This window comes from Spiroplasma sp. DGKH1, from assembly GCF_040940205.1.
Lineage (GTDB): Bacteria > Bacillota_I > Bacilli_A > Mycoplasmatales > Mycoplasmataceae > Spiroplasma.
Genome location: NZ_JASTWG010000005.1, coordinates 76,497 through 100,352, shown reverse-complemented (window position 1 = coordinate 100,352; position 23,856 = coordinate 76,497). Strand labels below are relative to the sequence as shown.

Genomic DNA, 23,856 nt, shown 5'->3' with positions numbered 1-23,856 from the left:
GCTATCTATTTTTTTCTGCTTCCATTAATTTAAGTTTTAATTCTAAAATTTCTTTTTCTTTATCTAATAACTCTTGTTTTAGTTGATTTGAATTTTGATTATTTTCACTAGAAAAATATTCAGAATATGTTTTACCTGTTACCTTATCTTTAATATTTAGATTCGTAGATCAAATTTTAGTAACTTCTTCTTTTGTCATTGGCCATAACTTCTCTGGTAAAGTTGTATATTCTTCTACTGTTTTTAAATATCCATAAAGTTCAATACTACCAAGAATATTTTCTACTCTTAATTTATTTTTTTTAGACTGTTTTTGTTGTTCTTTATACATTCTTTTAGATGCTTTTTCAGCACTTTCAGGTACTAAACCTAGAGCTCAAGCAATTCCTCTTCCAATCCCCATTTTAAAATCCTCTTTCTAAATTGTTTATAAAGTAGTGATAAGTTAGTATTTATAATTAAATTTTACACAAAAAAAGTAGCATCAACTACTCTTTTTTAATTTTTTCTTTTAAATTTTGTAATTTATTTAATCTTTGTTCGACTTTTGTTATTTGTTTTGAATATTTTTGTTTTTGTTTTAAATTAGTATTTGGATCAGGCAAAACAGTATTAAATTTTTGTTTTCTTCTTTCTATATTTTGAATTCTTTTTGATAACATCTCACTATGATCAGATAATGAATCATTAAATTGATTTTTTCCATCTGATATTAATCTTGGATTTACAGCATTTCCAAATCATTTAAATGGTCTAGCAATACCTTTCCCTACTTGTTTAAACATTCCTTTAACACCTCCCGCTTTTCGTGCTGCATGCATTGCTGCACTAGCACCAACTGTTGCACCAACTGCACCAAATAACAATCCTGGAATTCCTCTTTTTGCTCAATTTGGTGATGGTTTGATTGGCCCTGTATCCATAACTCGATCAGTTCCTGCCATTTGCTGTGCAAATTGAGTTGCTGAAGCTATTACACCTCCAGAATTATTATTTCTTCCAAATATTCCTTTACCACCACTTTTGTTTTTAGCAAATCCTAATGCTTTCCCAACCATTCCCATTCCGGTTGCAGCAAATCCCATGCCGGCAAATGTTGAACGCATTGATGCCATTCCTTCTGAAATTCCAACTCCTTCGCCAACTAATGAGGCAATAATATTAGAAAATCCTAATGTTGCTAATCCACCACCACATAAGAATAAAATAATAAATAGTTGTTTCCCAAAACCATTTGATGACAAACTGTCCATATCTGATTTTAATAATACTTGAGTAACTGCCATAAAGATATTAAAACCAATTAAAGTAGCTGTTGAAGCTAAGAATTTAGCAATAACCATGTCTTTTCAAACAAAAGCTCTTTTGCCATCGTCTAGTACCATACAAATCATTGGTGCTGGTGAAATAATGAACAAAAAGAATAACTCAATTACTTTTTGAACTAAAATTAAACCAATCATAAATACAGCAAAAATCATAAATCATGTTCCGAAAATTTCAGCCATCATATTATATGATTTTATATTATCTGGTGCACCAAAATCACTGGGTACACCATTAGCGGTACCATCTCAACTTGGATCACCTAAATGTCATAAATATTGAGCGATATTACCATTTCCGGAGAACCCAGCAATTGCTGCTTTTGATAATCCAGAGATACATAAATTAGCAATAAAGAAAAAGACTGGGATTAAAAACATAAATGCAAAAGCTTTACATCCACTATATAAAGCTTGTACTAATTTAGTTTTATTTTCAGTATGTTCTTTAAACTGAATAACTATTATTTGGACACCAAAGACAATAATAAAAACAGATGCAGCTACTACAACAAATCATCAAAAGCTACTTGGTAAATTACCAAAATCAAAAGTATTTGATGATCCAAATAAAATATCGGTAATAATTCCGCCGGTAATATAATTTAGTACTAAAGTAAAAACATTAATTAAAGCTAATGGTCCTTGAATAAAAATAGTTCATATTAGCTGTAATAAAGAACCATAAATATCGAAAGGGTTAAAACCCATTAAATATAAATGCATATTAATTATCCTCCTATCTGTGCCGCTTGTACTTGTTGTAAAATAACAGTTACCACTGTTGGTATTATTACTGCTGCTAATAATCCAACAATTGGTCATATTAATGATCTAACATACTCACTACGTTGTTCAGCATTATCTGCTGACTTTGCAATGTGAAAACCAATAATTGCACATTTTACTGCGCAAAATAATCCTAAAAGGCCAAATATTATCGACATAGCAATATTTACTCAAGGTTTAATAGTATTAATAATAGTTGATGGGTCTAATCCTCCACTATCTGCTAAAAAGTTTAAAGATGTTATTATAGTATTCATATTTTCACACTCCTATCTTGAAAATTCTTGCTTATCTTCTTTTCTTTGTTTTAATTCACTAGTTAAACAATTAACTTTGTTTGTAAGTTGCTTATTAATATTTATTAATTCTTTAATATCTTGTTTTAATTCTTGATTATCTTTCTGCAATTCATCAACTTTAATATTTAATTTTTGAATTTCGTTTGATAAATCATTTATTATTAAATATGGATCATGTTCCATTGTTAGATTACTAAATTTTGAAATTAATTCTTTTTGAATAGGTTTAGGAACTTTAATAATTTTTCCTGTATGAGAATTCCGCCACTTCCCGATAATTGCACTAGTTTTTACCTTTTGAATTCCGTTATCATAATAGTAGGTTTCACGTCCTGCACTTTTTAAAGTTATTGGTGAGTCTTTAGCTTTCACATTTTTTTGCGTTGTTCCAGTTCAAACTAATGATTCATCTCCATAGAAACTAAGAAAAATAGCTGGTCGTCCATACTCATGGTCTTGTTGATTATCACGGTGTAAAATGTAAACTTCCATTTTTTTAAAATTAATATTCTTCAATTTATTTTCCTTTCCATTGCTTTCATTTGAATTTGTGAGATAATATTATTGTTATAGGTTAATGAAATTAATTCATTATCCGGCGGGTAACCAAACCCCGAAGCGAGGTAACCAAACCATCGCAAGTTAAGGCAATTTGCAATGCCAAGTAGATATTCATATCTGCGCCCACTGTTTCTACAGTGGGTTTTTATTTGTTCTAATTAATTATTCTTAAATGTAATTTTTGCAAATATTATTCTTGTTACTTATATTTATTTAATTCAGTTGTTACTAAATTCATTTGAGTTTGTATGTCATTTAATTCAGTTGGTGAATAATCAGTTGAGTATTTTTGTTTAGTTGTAATCTCATTAGTTAAGAAATTTAGCTCATTTGTTAGATACTTTATTGCATCTAATTTCTGCTGTTCTGTGAAATTACCATTATAAGTTAAATATAAAATTTGATACTGACATTCTTCACAAATTGCTTGATAAGAATTCATTTCAGCAGTTAATTCATCCATTGTTCGATTATAATCAGCAATTGTGGGGAATAAATCTTTATCATTTTTGTATTTTGCTAATTCCTTCATATTTTCAGTAAAATCATTAATTACACCTTCTGAAGTTTTTAATAAATTTTGATAGTACTTAATATCTTTTACTAGTGGTGTTGGTGGAATTGGTTTATTGTCTGAACCACCGCTAATATTAAAACCAGTACAACTAACTAAACTTGCTGGTAAAACTGTTAATAAAGATAGCGAGGTAAAGATTGATAAAATTCTTTTCATTATCTACTATATCCTTTTTCTCATTCTTTATTATCATGGGGAATCGCATGCTCTCATTTATGATAATTTCTTTGCTGAGTTAATTGCTTATTTGCTAATAATGGTTTTACATCACTACCGCTTAATTGTACTGGTGGATTTTTTGCTAAATCACCTTTAAAATTTCATAATTTATTTAACTTGTAAACTTGATTGTCTTCTATTTTTAAACCTACTGCTGGATTATTTGGATGTTTTTCCGGATTGGGGTATCGAACATTAGTATTATTAACTCAAATTCCATATCCATGATAACCTGGTATTTCAACCAATACTGCTCCTTGGGTTGAAGTTGCTTGAACAGAAACTTTATTTAATCATATTCACTCACTACCATCTGAACTTTTATTTAGTTTTGGTTCTTTTCCTGCTAATAGTTTATTTGAGTTACATTCTTTTTTAAAATGTTTCTTATCTTCATTAGAAGAATATTGCACTTGATTATTTTCTAAACTATTTTCACTTATTTTTTGATTTAGTGATCTAAAATCCAAAAAGTTTTCTGAACAAAAACATGTTGCATGATCAGTATAAGTCATATTATTCATAATTTCATCGCTTAAATTATTCATTAAGAGTAGCATTGGATTTGCTAACGCAGCTCTTTTGTCTTCATCAATTGCATAATGATATTGAATATCTGACAATAAAGTAACTTGCTGTTTTTGAGTTAAATTTAAATCAGTTGCTATTCTTAAAAAAGTTGCATTTGTATGTGTATATTTATTAATATCAATACATTTCTGGATAAATTCTTCTCGTGCTTTTTTAACTAATGAAATATCATAGAATCCACCTTGGTTATAAAAATTATCAACACTATAATTTTGATATTCCAAAATAGTTTGTTTATTTTCTAATTCAATTTGTTTCATAAAAGCTAAATGTTCTTGACTTACTTCTTCCATTTTTCCGCCTCTTTTCTTTTTACTATTGCAAAAACTGTTAATAGAATTGTGTTTAATTTTGCTAAAGGTAATTGCTTTAAATAAAATAATTCTGGCTTACTATTAATCTGATCAATTAAAAATCGTTTTTTATGATTTGATGATTTCAGCTTAGATAAATTAATGCAATTAATGATTTTTTGAGCATTTGAATTTCAAAAGTTTAGTTGGTCCATATTTACTCCTTTCTATAAAAACATTTGGGCAGGATTGGTTACCTACGTCTAAGATTATTTAGGCGTTATCTTAGGTTTTAGATCAAACTACCAAATTTTTCTTTTTAAATAAAAATTCCAAATAAAATAGCTTGCCTACTTTATTTGGACATGGCAGAAACACTTGTTTCAATAGTCGCTAAATTATTAAATTTTATCTTGAAAATTCTAATTGTTTATCTTCTATTAATTTAGAATGCTTGTTATCAATCAATTTTAAACTTTCTTTTAATTTTTCATTTTCTTGTTGAATTGTAATTATTATTTTTTCCAATTTAGTGACATAATTTTTTGAATTATCATTTTGGACTTGATTATCTAATATAATTTCTTTATAAATTTTTAAGCACTGATTTAATCCTACATTAAAACCCATTTCATTGTGATGCTCTTGACCATCATCAATATCATTATATGGCTCATCATTATCTCATTTTTCTAATTTTGCATCTGATTGTTTTACTAATTCATTAATTTTTAACAGAAAAAGATCTGTGTTTATTTTTTCCCTACTAGCTTTTCACTCTTGATAAGATGTAAATGTTGCATAATCATTATGAATATTTATTATCTCTAGTTCTGCTGGAGCATAACCACTTTCCTGAATTAAAAAATTCATCTCACTTATAACTTCATCTTTTGAATTTGAAAAATATAAACTTTTAATTAACTCTTTTTCATTTAATACATCTACAAAATTTAAGACATATTCTGGTATTTCAGTTGAAATAACTGCATTGTTTGTATTTTTAATGTTTATTACACTCATAAAATTTCCTCCCTTAAACAAAAAAAGACACCCAACAAGCAAACACAAAAGATTATTTAATCTTTCACATAAACTTGTCAGATGTCTAGCATTCAAAACAATATTCACTATAAAGTTTTACAATATAAGTATAACACTAATTCTTCTTATCCAATGTTAAAATATGAATCTTTTTGCATTTACCACATTTAATCTCAATGGATTTATTAAACTGCTTAAATAATAACTTATTATCATTTAAGCAACGAACTTGATTAGTTTGTTGAAGACTAGAAATAAAATAAACAATGAATCTATCTTCTGCTTCTAAATACTTTATTATTCAATCTCAATTATCAATAATTCAGTGACGATTTATTGCCATATCAAATTTTCAGTAAATTTCGCAGCAAATACTACATTGACACTCATTTTCTTTTCATTCATCTTTATTTGTGTTTTCATAAAAATGAATCAAATCAACTTTTTTAATTTCAAGAAAACCACTAAATTTTAATATTCCTAAACAATCTTGACCATTTAAATTTATTAAAGGGATAGCAAAGCCTAAATTTTGATTATATGAAAATCGAATAACTTTACTTAATGATTTTTGTTTTCTAATTTCGATTGTTTTCTTTTTGTTAATTATTAAATCATAAAATTTGTCTTCAATTTGAAAATATTCCATTTTACCCCTCTTTCCTATTTTTAAAAATTATTAGTATCAAGAAACTATCCTTTTTTTGGACTTTCCTTGATTGGGTAAAAGACATTAAATTTTGCATCATATTTTAATTCAGCTGATTTTAATTCAAATTTATTAATGTTACCTTTAGGATTAACAATTTGGTCTTTGATTTGATTTAAAGTATAAGTTTCGCCCGGAATAATGACTAGTTTGTTTTGATATTCTTTGCCATCAATTCTCAAAATTGCACCAGATGGGATATTAATTATCTCATTAACTTCTTTTTCTTTTTTCTTATTTTTTGATTCTTTAACTGAATTATCTTCTTTATTAATTTCAATAGTATCTATCGTTGAATTCGTATTTCCAGTTTTTAGTTTAAAACTTGGTAAAATTAAACTTGTTTCTTTTTTTGATGTTATTGTTTCTTCTTCACCAAAAATATTTAATTGCTTTGTCATATAACTTTCCTACTTTCTATTCACTCAAAAACTCTTCAAAAGTTTTTGCTTCATGGTAATTTGAAAGTCCATTTAAACCGTTGGTAAAATGAGAGCTTTCTTCTCAAATTTGATAGTCTTCAGTTCATTCATGAATAAACCTGGTATTAAAAATAATATTTATTGCTTTGCTAGCTTCATTAAAATCGTTGATGTCCAATTCTCTACTAATGTTTCCTTGACATAAACCACTATCAGTAAAGAAGTGTGGCAATTTAAGAGCATACAATTTAGTATCTTTTGTTAATGTTCCTTCGAAAGCGTAGATGTAAATCTTTCAATTGTTTTTTTCACTGAGATTTTCACTAAAGACTACTTTGTAAACTAATTGGGGTAAATAAATTGTTTTATGAACATATTTGCCTCTTGCATATGCTTCAATATCTTTGATGCTTTGTGGACTATAAAAAATTGCATAATATAATCCGTTTTCTAAATCTTTGGTTGCTAATAAATTAGTTGGAATTGAATAATTAATAGGCAAATGGGTTATCAAAAAGTTAATAACATGTCTAATTTCAGCATAGCCATTATTTTTTAAACCATTTGCTAATTCAATATCACAATAAATATAATCTTTTGATTTTTTAAAATCATATGTTAAATTAACTTTACTATAAGAGTACATTTTTCTTACTCCTTTCTAAAAAAGTATTTCATAATCATCTGTTCTTGCGAACAATATCTCAATATATTTTTGTTTCTTTCAATAATCACGTTTTGGCATCGTTGCTAGTTCTTGTTCTGTCACATTCGGAATTGGTGAATTTTTAATTAAACTAATATATTCAATTAATTTTTCTAAATCTAACCCATTTGAAGAATATCGTTTTATATAGCCAACATCTAAAACATCATAAAATGCTTCTAAGATATTGTAAATTCTAATTTGGCGCCAAAGCGGCAACAATTTTTCATACGCATATACTATTTTCTCTTTTTTACTAGTAATATTTTCAGCTAAAGTTTCCATTAGACTCATATAATGTATCTCGCAAATATCTATTAAATAGTAATGCCTCATTAAATTGTTCTCAGCGTTCTATTGATGGAGCAAGTTTAGCTTTAATGACATAATAAAATTTATGTTTCTTTTTAACTAACTGATTTAAATGGTTATAGGCAGTCCACTCTTTCAAAAGCGGGTCTTCATATTTTAAAACTTCAAAATATTTAAATTCTTTAGTTACCGTTGTAATTCATTTTTGATACCATTCATGTAATTTTTTGTATGAGTAACCTTTAAACGAATGATTAGAGAAAATAATATATTCAGTATTTTCTTCAAAGATATAAATTTCTGGTTCCATTCCATAAATATTAAAATCACTAACCACAATAGATAACATATGATTTCAATCACTTTGTGAAATAGGAACATTAAGCAAAAAATAGTCAACAGCTGTTAATTTGTGTCATTTGCGAATTGTAAATCTGTTATTACTTTTATAGTCAAATAATTTGTAGAACTCAATTAACAAATCAATATCGCATTTTTGCAATTTTTCAATCCCTTTTAAAAAGTTAACATACTTCAGATTAGTGTTAATTACTGATGACATATTTTTAAATTAAAAGTATCAAAATATACTATTGCCGGTAACTTTATGTTTTTTAAATCTGAAATAATTTTTAAAATAAGATTGCTTGCATTATCATTCGTTGTATATTGTTGTAATGACCCTTCTGCAATAATTTGCTCACAAACTCCATTTAGTTTTTTGCCTTTATTGTCAGTTTTAATTTTAGGATAATAATTACTCCGTAGCTTTACCTTTAAATTATTGCATACAACTATATCACCATATGTATCTTCATTGGCAGAATCAATAAAAACTAACTTGTATGAATTATATGAATGATTAATATCCGATCAGTTCTTATATTGTAAAGCTGATTGCTTAAATACATTTTCAAATAGAATTCTTGCCGGATGATTATCAACACAAGAAATAAAATAAATTGAAGAATATTTTTGAATAATATCTTTCGTGATAATGGTGTGCCATTTAGTATTTTCATCTATATATTGATCAATGTAATAACAATTTGTATGTTGTGTAACACTATTAATTTTTTTGCATAATGCTTCCGCTTTATTTAAAGCCAAATCGTGTTTTTGGAATGGTTGGCGAAGTAAATTATTTTCAGTGACAATGTCACCATCAATCAATAAAATGGAGTCTTCATTGGATGTGAAACGAGCTAATTTAGGTGCTAAATTACCACCAGTTCCACCACATCCTAGTATGATATAATAATTCATTATTATCCCACGCTTTCTATTTGTTTTAGTTTTCTTATAATGTCTAAAATAGCAATATTAGAAATTGTTTCTTTATTTTGTTCATTAATAAACTTGTATTCAACATACTCAATGCCATTTTTATCAATTTTGATTTCATCAGATAACCCATCATTTAAAATTTGCTTTCAGCACTTTAAGCAGAGTCAGGCATTTACTAATTTATCTCACTTTTGCACTCTTACTTTTTTATCATTACAAAGATAGCAAGTAGAAATTTGAAACACCATAAAATTATCTATTTTGTATACTCCCATCCTTATTTTCCTTTCTTTTTTAAATACTCATCATGAGTTCGATAATGTCCTAAATATCAGCCACAAGGTTTAGGACAATCACATATTGCTAATTTTTTTGTTTTATGCATTTTAATTCAAGGTCTTTGCTCTGTGTAACCAGTTCAATCTCCTTCGCCAAAAAATGTTTCTATACCATCAAAATCTTTCTGAAATAATTGCTGTTTTTTAAATACTTCGTTTTGCTGATACAATTCATATTTTTCCTTTACATTTTTGTGACATTCTTCTTGATCTTTTTTGTATTCAGATTCTAATTCCTCTAGAATATCTTGAAATCCAACAATTAATTCTTGCTCATCTTTGGTTTGACATTCATAAGTATCTAGCCATGCTTTAGCATCTTTAAATGTTCTTGGCATTTTAATCTCACAAAATGGCATCATCACCATCAAACTTAATTGGTTCAGTTTCTGAAACAAGCTCTTTTTTTGTTATTGAATTCAAGAATGAAATTGAATTAGCTACAACTTGAACAATTGTATATTGTACTCCATCTTTGACTTCTACTCTTGTATCTATTCGTCCATCTAAGGCAATTAATGATCCCTTGTTTAAATACTTAACCATATTCTCGGCAGTTTTATTTCAAGCATAGCAAGGAATAAATGCTGCTTGATCAGTAAAATTACTATTCACTGCTAATGTAAAACCCACATATGGTTTGCCGTTAACTGAACTACGTAGTTCTAAATCTCTTGTTAATCTTCCAACTAGTGTTACTTTATTTAACATTATTGTTTACCTTCTTTCTTCGTTTTAATTAATTCTGTTTCAATTTTTTCAACTAATTTTTTACTATCTTCATGACATAAGTCCGTTTTGGAGAATGGTCCAGTAATACGAATTATTTCTGAATGCTGCTTGTCTAATCCACAAGCATCACAAAATTCATGAGGATTATTTATAGAAGTTACATTGACCCTATCTTTAATTGATTTTGAATTATTATTTGACGACAAAATAGCACTTCCTTTCTCTTTGCAACAAAAATCGGGTGGGATTTGACCCACGTCTACTTAAAAGCAGGTTTTAGTTCAAACTACCGATAGTTTATTTTCTTACTTGGTAAGAGTTATGTTGGTACTATCAAGTAGTCTTCGATTGCGGAATTTTCGTTTTTCATAATAGTTCTGTTCATAATATCGACGACGAAGCATTCCGCCTTTCATCCCATATTGTTTTTTTAATAACTTTAAATTAATTTGTAAATCATCTGAAAATGTGACTGTCGGATTATGGGCATATCCTTTAATTTTCAAATCCAGACTATCAAATGTTGAACCATTAGCAAAAGTATTTTCATCTTTCATTTTTTCTAAATCACATAAATATTCAAAAATCAATCTAGCTGATTCAATATCAAATTCAAAATTAATTGTGTAACCTATTTTCTTTAAAGTTCCATCAGATGTTTCTACTTTAATATCATTTTTTCGACCACCATATAACTTTTTCTGAAATAACTCTTGAATGACAACACTCATTTTGTGTTCATAGTCAGTTACTAAACGTTTTTTGACGGGTCTAATTAAAGTCCTACTAGCTCTAAATAATCTTGATTTATAATCATTAATATTTTTCATTTTGCATTCTTTTGTATATTTAGAAACTTCATCAGTTTCAGAATTATTATCATAAAACATTTTAGTAATATATTTTGACATATAGGTAGATAATTTACCAATGGTATCTTTTTCACTAAAACTTCTGTTTTCAATTTTTAAACATGTATTAAAACCGTAAGGTCATAATTTTTCAATAACATTTGATTTAAAAACTGTCTGGTAACCTTTTCATTTTCCATCTTTGAATTTATTAACTGTTAATTTTTGTAAATCTAAATTAATAGTGTTTTTAAGCATTATGTGAAAATGTACTGCACCACGTTGTTGATATTCATAAACCAATAATCATTTATATTCAGCATTTCTTGTTTTTAAGTATTTATTAAAGCGGATATTAAATTTATTAAAATATTCATTAGCTTTTTTAATGTCTGTTATATTCTCCTTAAAAGTTAAAGTTAAAAAATAATCACCAGGAGCAAAGTTTAACTTGCATAAGTGTTGAACGTTTTGTCGACTACGGTTTAAACTACTTCTTGATTTTACAAAATCCTCTTCCATTAAATTTTCATTTAACTCATCATCTATTTGCATCGGTGAGTCAGTTCCTAATATTTTCTTATTAGCAAAAAGATATGAAATCGGAATTCTAGTAGGTTTCGTTTGAATATATCTTCCTAATGTATAACTATAGTATGATTCACCATTATCCACTTTTATACTATCTGGTTCACTTCATACTTTATAAGGCATCTGTGTGAAGCGAAGATTGGCAGTATCACCCAATTCAGTAAGGGTAATAATATTTTTTAATCTATATTCTCTTGAATTTGGTTCAATTATTTTAAACACTTTGCTTACTCCTCTCAAAATGGAGGCGTTAAAAATTACATTATTTCTAAAACGCCTAAATTAGAAATAATAAGTTATATTTTTAATTTGATACTTCTGATAAATCAATAAAACCCAAATCATTTAAAAACTCTTCAGTTTTTTCAAATTGCTGGTCTTCAATGTCATATTCAAAATATTTGGGAGCTTCTTCAACAGCACAATCAAAACAAATTAAAGTTCCTAATGTTTCTTCAAAATATTTCATATCTTGGTTATGTTTTTTACAATAGAATTCACATGTTAAACGTAATTCCAATAAAAATTCTCTTCTTGTCATATTTAGTTAACCTCTTTCTGAAAGTTTGTGCATATATATAAATCTTGAATTTAATTAAAGCTAGAAATTATTATTTAAGTAGTTAATTTAGTAAATCATTTTAGAAAGAGGCCCAACCTAACTAAACCCAAGATTTATATATATGCACTTTGCAACAAAAAAAGACTGAATTTCTTCAGTCTTGTTAACTTTATTAAATTTATGCCTAATTTACTGGGTTTTTCCAGCAAACACTTATTTTATTCCGTCGCTGGTAAATAAAAAACGGGCATACCCGTTTTTGCCGAGAGTAGATATAAATCTAACTCCATACTTCTATTATATCTGGAATTTAAAATATTTCAAGATAACAAAGTTATTATTTTAAAATTTTGGTTATTGTTTATCAGCATTAATAATGTTAGTTGCTGTTAAAATGTTAATTAATAAATCATGTAAACATTGAACAATTTGGACTAGTGGTAAAACTTTATTGCGGTAATTAATTGCTTTATCAGCTACTTCTTGGCGGGTTTCCGCAGTCATTTCTGTTACAAAACTATGGTATTTATTGACTTCTTCTACTAAACGATCTTTATTAAATTCTGGTAATTGAATTTTTCCATCTTTAAAGTCTTGTTCAATTTTATCAATATTTTTAAGTTGTTCATCAAATTTTTTGTCTTCTTCACTTTGGTTGTATTCAGTTAGGGCCATATCACGTTGTAAGAACAACCCAAATTGATTAATAAAATTTCAAATTTCTAAAGCATCCTCTGATTTATTTAAATCAGCAACACAATTATCAATTACCGGGTCCATTCCTTTAATTTCTTCATCATAAATTTTAGTTAATTCATTAACTTCTAATTTCATCATATTGACAAATAATTTATTTAAATCAACTGGTGATGATTCTTTGGCACTCACCATAAAATCATTTAAAAATCGCGGTAACGGAATAATCGCATTGAATAGTTTACTTACTTCAATTAAAGTATTAATTTTATTTTGTTCAATTTCTTCTGGTTTTTTATCCGCTAAATAGCTAGTACGGATTTGGTCAAATAAGGGTTTAATTTCTACTCGCACATAATTAAAAACTTGTTCAAACCCTTCTTTACCTTCTAAACCTTTTAAAAAAGCGTCAACTTTTTCATCTTTATATACTTCTGGTTTTTGGTAACTTTCTTTAAACAAACTTAAATATTTTGTTAAATAGTTATTCATCCCAGTTTCGACATTACTTCAAAAATTATTTTCTGACATATTGGTTTTCCCTTCTTTTTAGTATATTAACACTATTATTTTATCCTAAAAAACTAAAATATGATATTAATTAACCTAATTAGTTTTTCATTTCTAAATATTATTATTCGCTGTTTTAATTAAAAATACCAAAATTATCCTCACGAATAAATTTTGGTATTTTAAATACTCTAATTATGATTCAGTTTTAATATTTCGCCTACACTTAATTATTATACTCTTTAATTACATAAATATTAAGAAAAAATAAAATTATTCTTCTTTTAATAACTGGTTTTTTCTTCTATAATAACGAATATTATTAATGAGAATTAAAATTGTTAAAATTAAGAAAATAAGAATTGCTAAGACAATTAAATATAAAATATAATACGCAGTTTGGCGAAAATCTTGGAAAAAATAAGGGGCATAATAATTACCAACCCCGCTGGCATAATTAAACAACTTTTCATCAACTGGCAGGACTAATAAAACAACTTCCCGAACTGCAATATAAATTGTATAACCAATTGGGAAATAATAGAACTTATGCAAATCCTTTAAATAAAATCTTTTAAGATTAATTTCCTTAACTTCGGAATTAACAAAAAAATAAATAATAATAGCGATGGGTAAAATTCAATGGCCAATGGCCGTTGATATTCAGTAAATTGCTTGGCCATCATTATTAGGAGTAAATTTAGTATTAGTTGCTAAACTGACAAAGATCCCAATCGTAAAAAAGATTGAAGTTACCACGGAGATAAAAACTAAGAATAATTTAAAATTATCATTATTAATAAATTGTAAATATTTTGGCCAAAAAATATTAATGACCCCACCAAGCGCAAACAATAATAAAATTAAACTAGTTTGAACACTTCATCATGAAAAAGTGTAAAAAGCAAAGTTAATTCAATTTAATTTATAATGGAGTAACGTATACCAAAAAGATAAAGATAGTGAAAATAAAACTAGCCCAATAATTGCTAGATAAAATATTAATTTTGCCACCTTAATATTTTGTCTTTTCATAATCTACCCCTTTAATAATCTGCTAGTCTTTCTTATGATACTTATTATATAAAATATTTTTACTAATGTGGTATTTATTTGCCACAATATCAATTGCCTGCTTAGCTTTATAATTTTGTTCTTTAATTAAAGTATTAATTTCAGCAATTAACTGGTCATCACTAAGTGAGACCGCAGCTAAATTTTCAGTATTCCCCGCAATTACAATTGTATATTCGCCAAATTGATAATTATCATCTTTCATAATTTCCTCTATAATATCACTAATTTTACCACGATAAAATTGCTCATGAATTTTTGTTATTTCTTTAGCTACGCAAACTTGGCGATCATTAAATATTGTTAGCAATAATTGTAATGTCTCAATTAACCGGTGGGGTGATTCATAAAAAATAATTGGGTATGGCACCTGTTGTAAACTTTCTAGTTCCCCCTGTTTTTTATTTTTCTGATGACTTAAAAAACCATAAAATAAGAAGTGGCGAGGATCAAGGCCAGAACTAATTAACGCACTTAAAAAAGCACTTGATCCATTAACTGGGACAATATCATAGTTTAGTTCGTGCATTAAATGGTTAACAAAATAATACCCTGGATCACTAATCAACGGATATCCCGCATCACTAACTAATGCAATTGATTCAGGGTGATCAGGACTATGAAGTAACTCTTGATATCTGGTTTTTTCATTATCCTTATTTAAGGATATTAGTTTCTTTTTAATATTAAAATGGTTAAGCAGTTTAATGGTATTCCGGGTATCCTCACAATAAATTTTCCCGACTTCGTTTTGAAGAATTGCTATGGCGCGGGGACTAAATTCTTGTAAATTTCCAATTGGAGTGGCAATTAAATAAAGTTTGGGATTATTACTTTTAAAACTATATTGTTTCATTATTATTTTGCATTAAATAAACTCATTATCTTATTAAAACTTTCTTGTTTTAATAAATAACGAATGAAGATTTCTTCAACCCGCACCAAAATATCATTATTAATAGTTGCTAGCTGCTGTTTAGTAAATTTTCCCAAAACCCAATCTTTTAAATCAATTTGGTGGTCCCGACCAATCCCGATTCGAATCCGTTTGAAATTTTCACTCCCTAATTTATTGATTAAGTCCTTAATTCCATTTTGACCAGCACTTGAACCACCGGTTTTTATTTTTAACGCTCCAAATTCAATATCCTTATCATCATGAATAATGATAATATCTTCTAAATTTATTTTATAAAATTGTTTGATAGCTAATACGGCATTCCCACTTAAATTCATATAAGTTTGGGGTTTCATAAAAATAACCTTTTCATCATTGATTTTTGTTTCTCAATAAAAAGCATTAAAATTCTTTTTCGGCCCAACAGGGTTAAATTTTTCCACTAAACGATCTAACGCTAAAAAACCAATATTATGGCGAGTGTATTTATATTCATCCCCTGGGTTCCCTAAACCAACAATTAACTTCATTTTATGACTCCTTCTGTAATACCCGATCGTAAATCTTATCGACATTCCGAATAAAGTAATTTAAATTAAATAATTTTGTTAATTCTACTTTTGACAGATATTTTTCAACATTATTTTTAAGTAACACTTGGAAAAAATCTTGGTTGGTTTGTTGTGTTTCTAAAGTACATTTTTGCACAAAATCATAAATTTCTTCACGACTATATGTTGTTTTTTTAATAATTTCCGTTAATACTACTTGGCTATAAAAAATATTATTTGCCTGGGCTAAATGTTGATTAATATTATCAATATTAACAACTAGATTATCAATGACATTAATCATTCGTTTTAATAAATAAACTACTAAATGATAAGTATCTGGTAAAATGATCCGTTCATTACTACTATGGGAAATATCTCGTTCATGTCATAATAAATTATTTTCAAAAGTAACTAACATATTACTGCGCACTAACCGCGCCAGACCTGAAATATTTTCTGAACTAATAGGGTTTTTCTTATGGGGCATTGATGACGAACCTTTTTGGTTTGCACTAAAACCCTCTGCCATTTCGTTAACTTCACTTCGTTGAAAATGACGAAACTCAATAGCCATCTTTTCTAATAAACTAACAATCTGACTAAAACTAGTAAATAAATTAATATGGCGATCGCGAGGAGTAACTTGGGTTGTAATTGGATCAATTCCTAATCCTAATTTTTTAGCAACATGAGCTTCCACTTCTGGTTCAATATGTGCAAAATTACCAACCGAGCCACTTAACTTCACTACCTCAATATTTTCTTTAGCAAAATTAAAACGTTTAATATTTCGTGTTAACTCTGCATACCACAGCAAAAATTTTAACCCTAACGAAGTTGGTTCACCATACATTCCATGTGTTCGCCCCATAATTAGTTGGGTTTTATATTGCAATGCTTTTGCTTTTAAACTTGCTAATAACAATTTTAAATATTTCTCAACAATCAAATTAGATTGCTTGATTAAATAATTTTGACTAGTATCAACAACATCTGTTGAAGTTAACCCTAAATGAATCCATCTTTTTTCGGGACCCATATGTTCTGATAACATTCTCGTAAAAGCAACCACATCATGTTTAGTTTCGGTTTCAATTTCAAGCATTCGGGGAATATCAACTTTTAGATTCTGTTTTAAAGCAGCAACTTCTTGGTCACTAATTAACCCTAACTGATTTCAACCTTCACAAGTTAATAACTCCACTAATCCTCATGTGGCATACTTATTGTCATCACTTCAAATGTCAGCAATTTCTTTTACCAAATATCTTTCAATCATAACTATTAAAATATCTCCTTGTCAATTAAAATGGTTTGGGCGCGATCAGGGCCAACCGAAAATAAACTAATAGGAACACCAACTATTTCAGATAATTTAGCTAAATATTTTTTCGCATTAGTTGGTAATTCTTCATAAGTTTTAACTTGACTAATATCTTCTGTTCAACCATCAACTTCCGTAAAAACTGGCTGGCATTGATCATATTCGGCAATTGTGCTTGGAACATAATCAATTTCGTGCCCCTGGTATTGATATTTCGTGCAAATTTTAATTTTATCAAGACTAGTTAAAACATCTAATAACATAATTGCCATACTTGTATAGCCACTAACTCGTAATGAATGCTTCATTAATACTGCATCAAACCAGCCAATCCGGCGTGCTCTTCCTGATACTGTTCCATATTCATGACCAGTTTCTCGAATATAATCGGCAACTTCCCCAGTAATTTCCGAAGGAAATGATCCGGTCCCCACTCTAGTATTATAGGCTTTCACAATTCCAATTACATTACTAATATAACGAGGAGCAATTCCACACCCAGTTGGGATTGATGCAGCGGAAGGATTAGAAGAAGTTACAAATGGATAAGTACCATGATCTAAATCTAGCATCACTCCTTGGGCTCCTTCAAATAAAACCTTCTTCCCTGCTTTGATAGCATTATCAATTAATAATGAAGTATCAGTTACTAAATCTTTAATTTGGTTAAACAATTCCAAATATTCATCATAAATTTCTTGCACACTAAATGGTTCAGCATTAAAAATTTTAGTTAATAACTCATTTTTAAATTTTAAATTAGCTGTTAATCTTTTTTTAAAGTTTTCTGGTTCAAATAAATCACCCACGCGAATTCCAATTCGTTCAGCTTTATCTTGATAACATGGTCCCACACCTTTTTTAGTAGTTCCAATCAAATCATCTTGACGATATTCTTCTTGTAATTCATCAATTTTTAGATGGTACGGTAATATTAAATGGGCCCGGTTACTAATGCGAAGGTTTTTACAGTCATAACCATTTTCCGCTAAATAATTAATCTCACTAACTAACTTACGCAAGTTAACAACACAGCCATTTGCAATGACATTCATTGAGTTTGCATTAAAAACTCCTGAGGGAACAATACTCAATTTATATTTTTTCCCATCAATAACAATTGTGTGGCCAGCATTATCCCCACCAGCTCATCGCACTACATAATCTGCTGATTGGGCAAAATAATCGGTAATTTTTCCTTTTCCCTCATCACCTCATTGGCTACCAACCACCGCCAAAGTTCTTATTTTATCTTCTTGCATTTTATTCTCTCCTTAAATTTTAGATTTTTTATTTACAAAGTAATAATAATATAAAATAAGATAAATATATAGGATTTTAAAATAATTAATAAAAAAACATACATATTATAAATATTTATGTTAAAAATAATTTATTTTTTAGTTTATAAATTAGTTTATGCTAATATTTTTGCGAAACTCTGGGTTAACAAATTACAACCGGGAAAGCAAAAAGAATATTTATTAAAAATTAAATTTATTAAATAAAAATAGTAAGGATTAAAGAATAATCTAAATCCTTACTATTTTTTTATTTATTGTTATAATCAATAACTGCTTTTACAAACCCATTAAATAACGGATTTGGTTTATTTGGTCGGGAAGTAAATTCTGGATGGTATTGGGAAGCTATAAAGAACCGGTGACTAGGAATTTCAATAATTTCGACCAAGTCTTTTTCTTGATAAATACCACTAAAAATCATTCCGTGGTCTTGTAATAATTTACGATAGTCATTATTAAATTCATAACGGTGACGGTGGCGTTCTCAAACTTCATTTTGGTGGTATAACTGCGCTGCTAGTGATCCTTTTAATAAAGTTGCCTTATAATTTCCTAAGCGCAATGTCCCTCCGCGAGCTTCATCTTTTTCTTTACCCCGAATTAAGTCTATTACCGGGTTCAGCGTTTCTCCAAATTCACTTGAATTTGCACCCTGAATTTTACAAACATTACGGGCAAATTCAACAACTGCTGCTTGCATCCCAAAACAAATTCCTAAAAAAGGGATGTTATGTTCACGCGCATATTGAACTGCTAAAATCTTACCTTCAAACCCGCGTTCACCAAAACCACCAGGAACTAAGATTCCACTGGCCCCTGCTAATAATTCCGAACAATTATCTTCATAAACATCATCAGCTTTAATTCAGTCAATTTTAACTTTAACATTATTTTCATAGCCAGCAATGTGTAATGATTCCATTACCGATAAATAAGCATCTGGTAATTCAACATATTTACCAACTAGTTTAATAACAATTTCTGCTTGCGAATTATGAATCTGGTTCACAAAACGGTTTCATTGGCTAATATCTGTTCGCGGTAATTTTAAGTTTAATAATTTTGCTACTGATAACTGCGCATTTTGTTCATACATATGTAACGGAACTTCATAAATTGTTTTGGCATCATTAGCAACTAACACATTTTGCAATTCAACATTACAGAATAACGCAATTTTGGCTAGCACACTTTCATCTAATGGTTGTTCTGTCCGAGCCACAATAATATCGGGTTGAATTCCAAATGATAATAATTCGCGGACCGAATGTTGGGTTGGTTTTGTTTTTGATTCTTTGGAAGCAGCAATATAAGGAACTAGTGAAACATGCATAAAAATAACATTTTCCCGACCTTTTTCAATCCGCACTTGCCGAATTGCTTCAATAAAAGGCAATGATTCAATGTCCCCAACTGTTCCCCCAATTTCAGTAATGATAACATCTGCTTGGGAATTTTTTGCAGCTGAATAAACCTTATTTTTAATTTCATTAGTAATATGGGGCACAACTTGGACAGTTCGCCCGTCATATTCACCCCGGCGTTCTTTTTCAATAACATTTTTATAAATAAAACCAGAAGTGATGTTTGATTCTTTTGTTAAATTTTCGTCAATAAAACGTTCATAATGGCCTAAATCTAAATCAGTTTCACCACCATCAGCAGTTACATAAACTTCCCCATGTTGATAAGGACTCATTGTTCCGGGATCAACATTTAAATATGGGTCAAATTTTTGCATAAAAATCTTCAGACCACTTGCTTTTAACAAGACCCCAATTGAAGAAGCCGTAATTCCTTTTCCTAGTCCTGACACTACCCCACCAGTTACAAAGATATACTTAGTCATAGTTTTTCCATCCTTTCTGCACTAAAAATAAAAATTAGAAACAATCGAAAATTAATATATAATTGTTTCTAATTACATATAAAATTTAATTATTCTCTTCCATTTCTTTTTCTAAAGCTTGTCAGTCAATTTCTTCAGTAATTCCTAATTTAGCAGCTACTGTTTGGTCATCATCATCAACCGAAAACTCGGTTTCTGCTAAATCATCATCTAAATCAATTTCAGTTAAATCTTCATCATCGTCATCATCATCAATGTCTTCATCAAGGTCGTCATCAAAATCTAATTGATCAGAAAGATCATCTTCATCTTCTTCTTCATCTAAATCAATATCTTCAAACTCTTCAGTTGTTTCAAATTGATCAGTATAATCATATTGTTTTTTAATTTCATCATATTTTAAAAGTTCACGTAAACCTCACATACCTTCACTTGTTAAAACAAAACGATTATCTAATACTAAATCAGTATATAATTCAGCAATAACATCTTCTTTACTATGTCCTTGAACACTGATATCATTGACAGCGATGGCATTTCATATATTTTCAAAAGTATCACTGTGTTTAATTTTCTTTAAATATTCATATACTAATTCTAATAATTCAACATTATCATTCATCATCTGTTCTACCCCTTTTAAATTATTAATAATTTATTTCAAGACATCATTTACTGTGTAATATGATATTGAACCATGTAATTTTTTATCACTATTTGCTAAAAAGATTTCAGAAATTTCATTTAGATTTTTAATATCACTATTGACTTGAATAAATATTGGTTTTTTTTCACCATCATAAAGTTTTACTGGTTTTAACTCAAATTCAACCATAAAATAATTATAATAGTTTTTGTATTTTTTTGCCAAATTTTTTTTAATTTCTTCTAAATCACCTCGTTTGGCATCAATTTGCCGTAAGAAATTACGGTTAGTTAACATTGTGATTAGTTTTTGTAAAATTTCATCATCTTCCTTACTTAACATTTTAATGTAAGTAAAAAAAGTGTAATCATCAAGTTGGCAATAAGCACTTGCTGTCATTTGTTTCCCTTCCAATAATGGTTTTAATAAGTCTATTATATCATTATTTTTAAATTGAAATCCTGTGTGGTATAAATCATATAATCTTTGAAAAAACATCTTAAAAGTTAGGTCAAAACCAATACTTAACGGGTGAAGATAAATTTGTTTATACATATGATAACGCCCAATTAAATAACTTTCAATGGCATACTGGGTTTTTTGTGGGAATACAATTTTGTGATCTTTAATATCAATATGACGAATAATTCATTGCACATCTAAATGACTATATTCAACCCCGCTGTTTTTCCCATCCCGTAATAAATAATCCATCCGGTCCGCATCAATTTGAGAAGATACTAAGGAAGATAATACTTTATCCGGATGCTTTCCTTCAATCATTAAACATAATTCCGCAATTTCTTCATCAGTTAATTCCTGTTTTAAAATTTGGTTAACTTGTGTTGTTGGTGATTTAATAATTAATGCTGAATATTCTTCATGACTAATATTAGCTTTATTCACATCATTGACCATTTCAAAAGTATGGGAAAATGGTCCATGACCAATATCATGTAATAACCCTGCTAATTTAACTAGTAACTGCTGGCGAGGATCAGGATAATTCGCTTGGAATGATTTTGTTTTTAAAATTTCACTAATTAAATGATAAACCCCAATGCAATGAGTAAAACGGGTGTGCGAAGCACTCGGAAAAATAAACTGCCCACCACCAAGTTGGTTAATTCGCCGTAAGCGTTGAAATTCTTGGCTATTGATAAGGTTAACAGCAATTTGTTCCCATAACTCAATGTCACCATGGACACTATCACGAATAATTAATGGTAATTTACTTTTCATTACTATTTAATAAGTTATCAATGTTTTTAATAACTTGTTCCTTTCCTAATAAATAAATAACTTTAGCTAATTCTGGACCATGTTCTTGGTGGGAAGCAAAAATTCGAATTGGCATAAACAAGTCTTTTCCCTTAACATTTAAAGTTTTTCCCAACATGCTAATAATTTCTTTAATACTTATTTCATTTCAATTTGTTAACTGGTTAATTTGACTGCGAAACTCGGTGATTAATTCTTGATAATTATTTAAATTACTTAACATTCCAATTGTTTCTGAGCTTAATTCCGTAACCGGAACAAAGAACGGTTTTGTTAAAGCAACAATTTCTTGACCATATTGCAGTTCTTTTTTATAAATTAATAAGAGCATTGTTAATCAATCATCCGCTTTATTTGTTAAATCATAAGCGCTTGCTAAAAAAGGTTTGGTAAAGGCTAAATATTCCTCATCACTCATTTTTTTAATATATAAATTATTCATTCAAGTTAATTTTTTAACATCAAACATACTTGGGGATTTACTTAGTCTTGTTTCATCAAAAATTTTAATTAGTTCTTCTTTAGTAAAAATTTCTTCTTCTCCTAATGGTGACCATCCTAATAACGCGATAAAATTAAAAATGGCATTAGGTAAGTACCCAATTTCACGGTATTGGCTAATAAACTGCATTAAATGACCATCGCGTTTTGATAATTTTTTATGTTGTTCATTAACAATTAAAGTCAAGTGGGCAAAAATTGGCGGTTCTTTTTCAAAAGCTCGATAAATCATTAATTGTTTGGGAGTATTAGAGATATGCTCTTCCCCACGAACAACATGACTAATTTCCATTAAAATATCATCAATTACTACGGCAAAATTATAAGTTGGAATCCCGTTTGATTTCATAATTACTCAGTCACCAAGATCTTTTGATTCAAAATGAACTGGTCCGCGCACTAAATCATTAAAATCATAACTTTCCTGATCAGGAACAAAAAAACGAATACTTTTTGGTACATTATTTTTTAATTTTTCATTAACTTCAGTTTCTGAAAGACGGTAGCATCGACGATCGTAACGGGGTGAAGCATAACCTTGGGCTAGTTGTTTTTCCCGAGATGCTTCTAATTCCGCAGCCGTACAAAAACAATAATATGCTTTTTTAGTGGCTAACAACTTATTGGCATATTGAGCATATGTTTGTAATCTTTCTAACTGGGTGTATGGTCCATATTGACCAGGTTTATCAATAGTTTCGTCTGGTTCAATCCCCAATCAACGTAAATTATCTAGTTGCGAGGCAATTGCTCCTTCCACATTTCGTTCAACATCAGTGTCTTCAATTCTTAAAATAAAAGCACCCTGGTAGTGTTTTGCTAATAAATAATTAAATAATGCTGTTCTGGTGTTTCCAATATGTAAGAATCCCGTTGGGCTGGGAGCATATCGTAATCTAATTTTCTTTTCCATTATAACTCCTTCTCAATGTTGGTATTTTTCCTACCCTTAACATAATAATTATATAAGTATTTTCTTAAAAAAGACAAAAAAATTACGAATTAATCCTC

At 28.7% G+C, this 23,856-nt stretch carries 30 protein-coding genes; all 30 read right to left on the bottom strand.

The window, feature by feature from the left end; genetic code table 4:
* Position 1: 1 nt before the first annotated feature.
* Positions 2 to 403, bottom strand: coding sequence for a hypothetical protein (locus QPK10_RS05045; protein WP_368486914.1), 402 nt, complete (start codon positions 401 to 403; stop codon positions 2 to 4).
* Positions 404 to 488: 85 nt separating this feature from the next.
* The gene (locus tag QPK10_RS05040; RefSeq protein ID WP_368486913.1) at positions 489 to 2,051 is read right to left on the bottom strand and encodes an Mbov_0396 family ICE element transmembrane protein; all 1,563 of its coding nucleotides are present in this window, start codon (positions 2,049 to 2,051) and stop codon (positions 489 to 491) included.
* A gap of 5 nt (positions 2,052 to 2,056) precedes the next feature.
* The gene (locus QPK10_RS05035; RefSeq protein WP_368486912.1) at positions 2,057 to 2,272 is read right to left on the bottom strand and encodes an Mbov_0395 family pilin-like conjugal transfer protein; all 216 of its coding nucleotides are present in this window, start codon (positions 2,270 to 2,272) and stop codon (positions 2,057 to 2,059) included.
* A gap of 111 nt (positions 2,273 to 2,383) precedes the next feature.
* Positions 2,384 to 2,929, bottom strand: a complete 546-nt coding sequence (locus QPK10_RS05030; RefSeq protein WP_368486911.1) for a hypothetical protein — start codon at positions 2,927 to 2,929, stop codon at positions 2,384 to 2,386.
* A 244-nt stretch (positions 2,930 to 3,173) separates the two neighbouring features.
* Positions 3,174 to 3,707, bottom strand: coding sequence for a hypothetical protein (locus QPK10_RS05025; protein WP_368486910.1), 534 nt, complete (start codon positions 3,705 to 3,707; stop codon positions 3,174 to 3,176).
* A complete protein-coding gene (locus tag QPK10_RS05020; RefSeq protein ID WP_368486909.1) occupies positions 3,707 to 4,654 on the bottom strand; it encodes a hypothetical protein in 948 nt (315 codons plus the stop codon). The genes QPK10_RS05025 and QPK10_RS05020 overlap by 1 nt, the downstream gene beginning before the upstream one ends.
* Positions 4,642 to 4,869 carry a hypothetical protein gene (locus QPK10_RS05015; protein ID WP_368486908.1) on the bottom strand — a complete coding sequence of 76 codons (228 nt, stop codon included), beginning with the start codon at positions 4,867 to 4,869 and terminating at the stop codon, positions 4,642 to 4,644. Before QPK10_RS05015 ends, QPK10_RS05020 begins: the two co-directional genes overlap by 13 nt.
* 193 nt (positions 4,870 to 5,062) lie before the next feature.
* A complete protein-coding gene (locus QPK10_RS05010; RefSeq protein ID WP_368486907.1) occupies positions 5,063 to 5,677 on the bottom strand; it encodes a hypothetical protein in 615 nt (204 codons plus the stop codon).
* Between the two features lie 136 nt (positions 5,678 to 5,813).
* On the bottom strand, positions 5,814 to 6,347 hold the full coding sequence (locus tag QPK10_RS05005; RefSeq protein ID WP_368486906.1) for a hypothetical protein: 534 nt from the start codon (positions 6,345 to 6,347) through the stop codon (positions 5,814 to 5,816).
* Between the two features lie 44 nt (positions 6,348 to 6,391).
* The gene (locus tag QPK10_RS05000) at positions 6,392 to 6,808 is read right to left on the bottom strand and encodes a hypothetical protein (RefSeq protein ID WP_368486905.1); all 417 of its coding nucleotides are present in this window, start codon (positions 6,806 to 6,808) and stop codon (positions 6,392 to 6,394) included.
* A 16-nt stretch (positions 6,809 to 6,824) separates the two neighbouring features.
* A complete protein-coding gene (locus tag QPK10_RS04995) occupies positions 6,825 to 7,475 on the bottom strand; it encodes a hypothetical protein (protein ID WP_368486904.1) in 651 nt (216 codons plus the stop codon).
* Positions 7,476 to 7,490: 15 nt separating this feature from the next.
* On the bottom strand, positions 7,491 to 7,829 hold the full coding sequence (locus QPK10_RS04990) for a hypothetical protein (RefSeq protein WP_368486903.1): 339 nt from the start codon (positions 7,827 to 7,829) through the stop codon (positions 7,491 to 7,493).
* Positions 7,792 to 8,349: a hypothetical protein gene (locus tag QPK10_RS04985; protein WP_368486902.1), complete on the bottom strand. Its 558-nt coding sequence runs from the start codon at positions 8,347 to 8,349 to the stop codon at positions 7,792 to 7,794. Before QPK10_RS04985 ends, QPK10_RS04990 begins: the two co-directional genes overlap by 38 nt.
* 47 nt (positions 8,350 to 8,396) lie before the next feature.
* Complete coding sequence (locus tag QPK10_RS04980) at positions 8,397 to 9,113, bottom strand: ThiF family adenylyltransferase (protein WP_368486901.1); 717 nt, start codon at positions 9,111 to 9,113, stop codon at positions 8,397 to 8,399.
* 2 nt (positions 9,114 to 9,115) lie between these two features.
* Entirely contained in the window at positions 9,116 to 9,409 is a 294-nt protein-coding gene (locus QPK10_RS04975; protein ID WP_368486900.1) for a hypothetical protein, read from the bottom strand.
* Between the two features lie 2 nt (positions 9,410 to 9,411).
* A complete protein-coding gene (locus QPK10_RS04970) occupies positions 9,412 to 9,810 on the bottom strand; it encodes a hypothetical protein (protein WP_368486899.1) in 399 nt (132 codons plus the stop codon).
* Position 9,811: 1 nt separating this feature from the next.
* Entirely contained in the window at positions 9,812 to 10,183 is a 372-nt protein-coding gene (locus QPK10_RS04965; protein WP_368486898.1) for a single-stranded DNA-binding protein, read from the bottom strand.
* A complete protein-coding gene (locus tag QPK10_RS04960) occupies positions 10,183 to 10,410 on the bottom strand; it encodes a hypothetical protein (protein ID WP_368486897.1) in 228 nt (75 codons plus the stop codon). Before QPK10_RS04960 ends, QPK10_RS04965 begins: the two co-directional genes overlap by 1 nt.
* A gap of 99 nt (positions 10,411 to 10,509) precedes the next feature.
* A complete protein-coding gene (locus QPK10_RS04955; protein WP_368486896.1) occupies positions 10,510 to 11,868 on the bottom strand; it encodes a hypothetical protein in 1,359 nt (452 codons plus the stop codon).
* 82 nt (positions 11,869 to 11,950) lie between these two features.
* Positions 11,951 to 12,187, bottom strand: a complete 237-nt coding sequence (locus tag QPK10_RS04950) for a hypothetical protein (protein ID WP_368486895.1) — start codon at positions 12,185 to 12,187, stop codon at positions 11,951 to 11,953.
* Between the two features lie 375 nt (positions 12,188 to 12,562).
* Positions 12,563 to 13,435: a hypothetical protein gene (locus tag QPK10_RS04945; protein WP_368486894.1), complete on the bottom strand. Its 873-nt coding sequence runs from the start codon at positions 13,433 to 13,435 to the stop codon at positions 12,563 to 12,565.
* 252 nt (positions 13,436 to 13,687) lie between these two features.
* Entirely contained in the window at positions 13,688 to 14,449 is a 762-nt protein-coding gene (locus QPK10_RS04940) for a hypothetical protein (RefSeq protein WP_368486893.1), read from the bottom strand.
* 22 nt (positions 14,450 to 14,471) lie between these two features.
* On the bottom strand, positions 14,472 to 15,344 hold the full coding sequence (rsmI, locus tag QPK10_RS04935; protein WP_368486892.1) for a 16S rRNA (cytidine(1402)-2'-O)-methyltransferase: 873 nt from the start codon (positions 15,342 to 15,344) through the stop codon (positions 14,472 to 14,474).
* A gap of 2 nt (positions 15,345 to 15,346) precedes the next feature.
* Positions 15,347 to 15,916 carry an aminoacyl-tRNA hydrolase gene (gene pth / locus QPK10_RS04930; RefSeq protein WP_368486891.1) on the bottom strand — a complete coding sequence of 190 codons (570 nt, stop codon included), beginning with the start codon at positions 15,914 to 15,916 and terminating at the stop codon, positions 15,347 to 15,349.
* A gap of 1 nt (position 15,917) precedes the next feature.
* Positions 15,918 to 17,219: an adenylosuccinate lyase gene (purB, locus tag QPK10_RS04925; protein WP_368486890.1), complete on the bottom strand. Its 1,302-nt coding sequence runs from the start codon at positions 17,217 to 17,219 to the stop codon at positions 15,918 to 15,920.
* Positions 17,220 to 17,224: 5 nt separating this feature from the next.
* On the bottom strand, positions 17,225 to 18,511 hold the full coding sequence (locus QPK10_RS04920) for an adenylosuccinate synthase (protein ID WP_368486936.1): 1,287 nt from the start codon (positions 18,509 to 18,511) through the stop codon (positions 17,225 to 17,227).
* Between the two features lie 304 nt (positions 18,512 to 18,815).
* Positions 18,816 to 20,417 carry a CTP synthase gene (locus tag QPK10_RS04915; RefSeq protein ID WP_368486889.1) on the bottom strand — a complete coding sequence of 534 codons (1,602 nt, stop codon included), beginning with the start codon at positions 20,415 to 20,417 and terminating at the stop codon, positions 18,816 to 18,818.
* 85 nt (positions 20,418 to 20,502) lie between these two features.
* Complete coding sequence (rpoE, locus tag QPK10_RS04910; protein ID WP_368486888.1) at positions 20,503 to 21,042, bottom strand: DNA-directed RNA polymerase subunit delta; 540 nt, start codon at positions 21,040 to 21,042, stop codon at positions 20,503 to 20,505.
* A 30-nt stretch (positions 21,043 to 21,072) separates the two neighbouring features.
* On the bottom strand, positions 21,073 to 22,305 hold the full coding sequence (locus QPK10_RS04905) for an HD domain-containing protein (RefSeq protein ID WP_368486887.1): 1,233 nt from the start codon (positions 22,303 to 22,305) through the stop codon (positions 21,073 to 21,075).
* Positions 22,295 to 23,758: a glutamate--tRNA ligase gene (gene gltX / locus QPK10_RS04900; RefSeq protein ID WP_368486886.1), complete on the bottom strand. Its 1,464-nt coding sequence runs from the start codon at positions 23,756 to 23,758 to the stop codon at positions 22,295 to 22,297. Before gltX ends, QPK10_RS04905 begins: the two co-directional genes overlap by 11 nt.
* Positions 23,759 to 23,856: the final 98 nt, after the last annotated feature.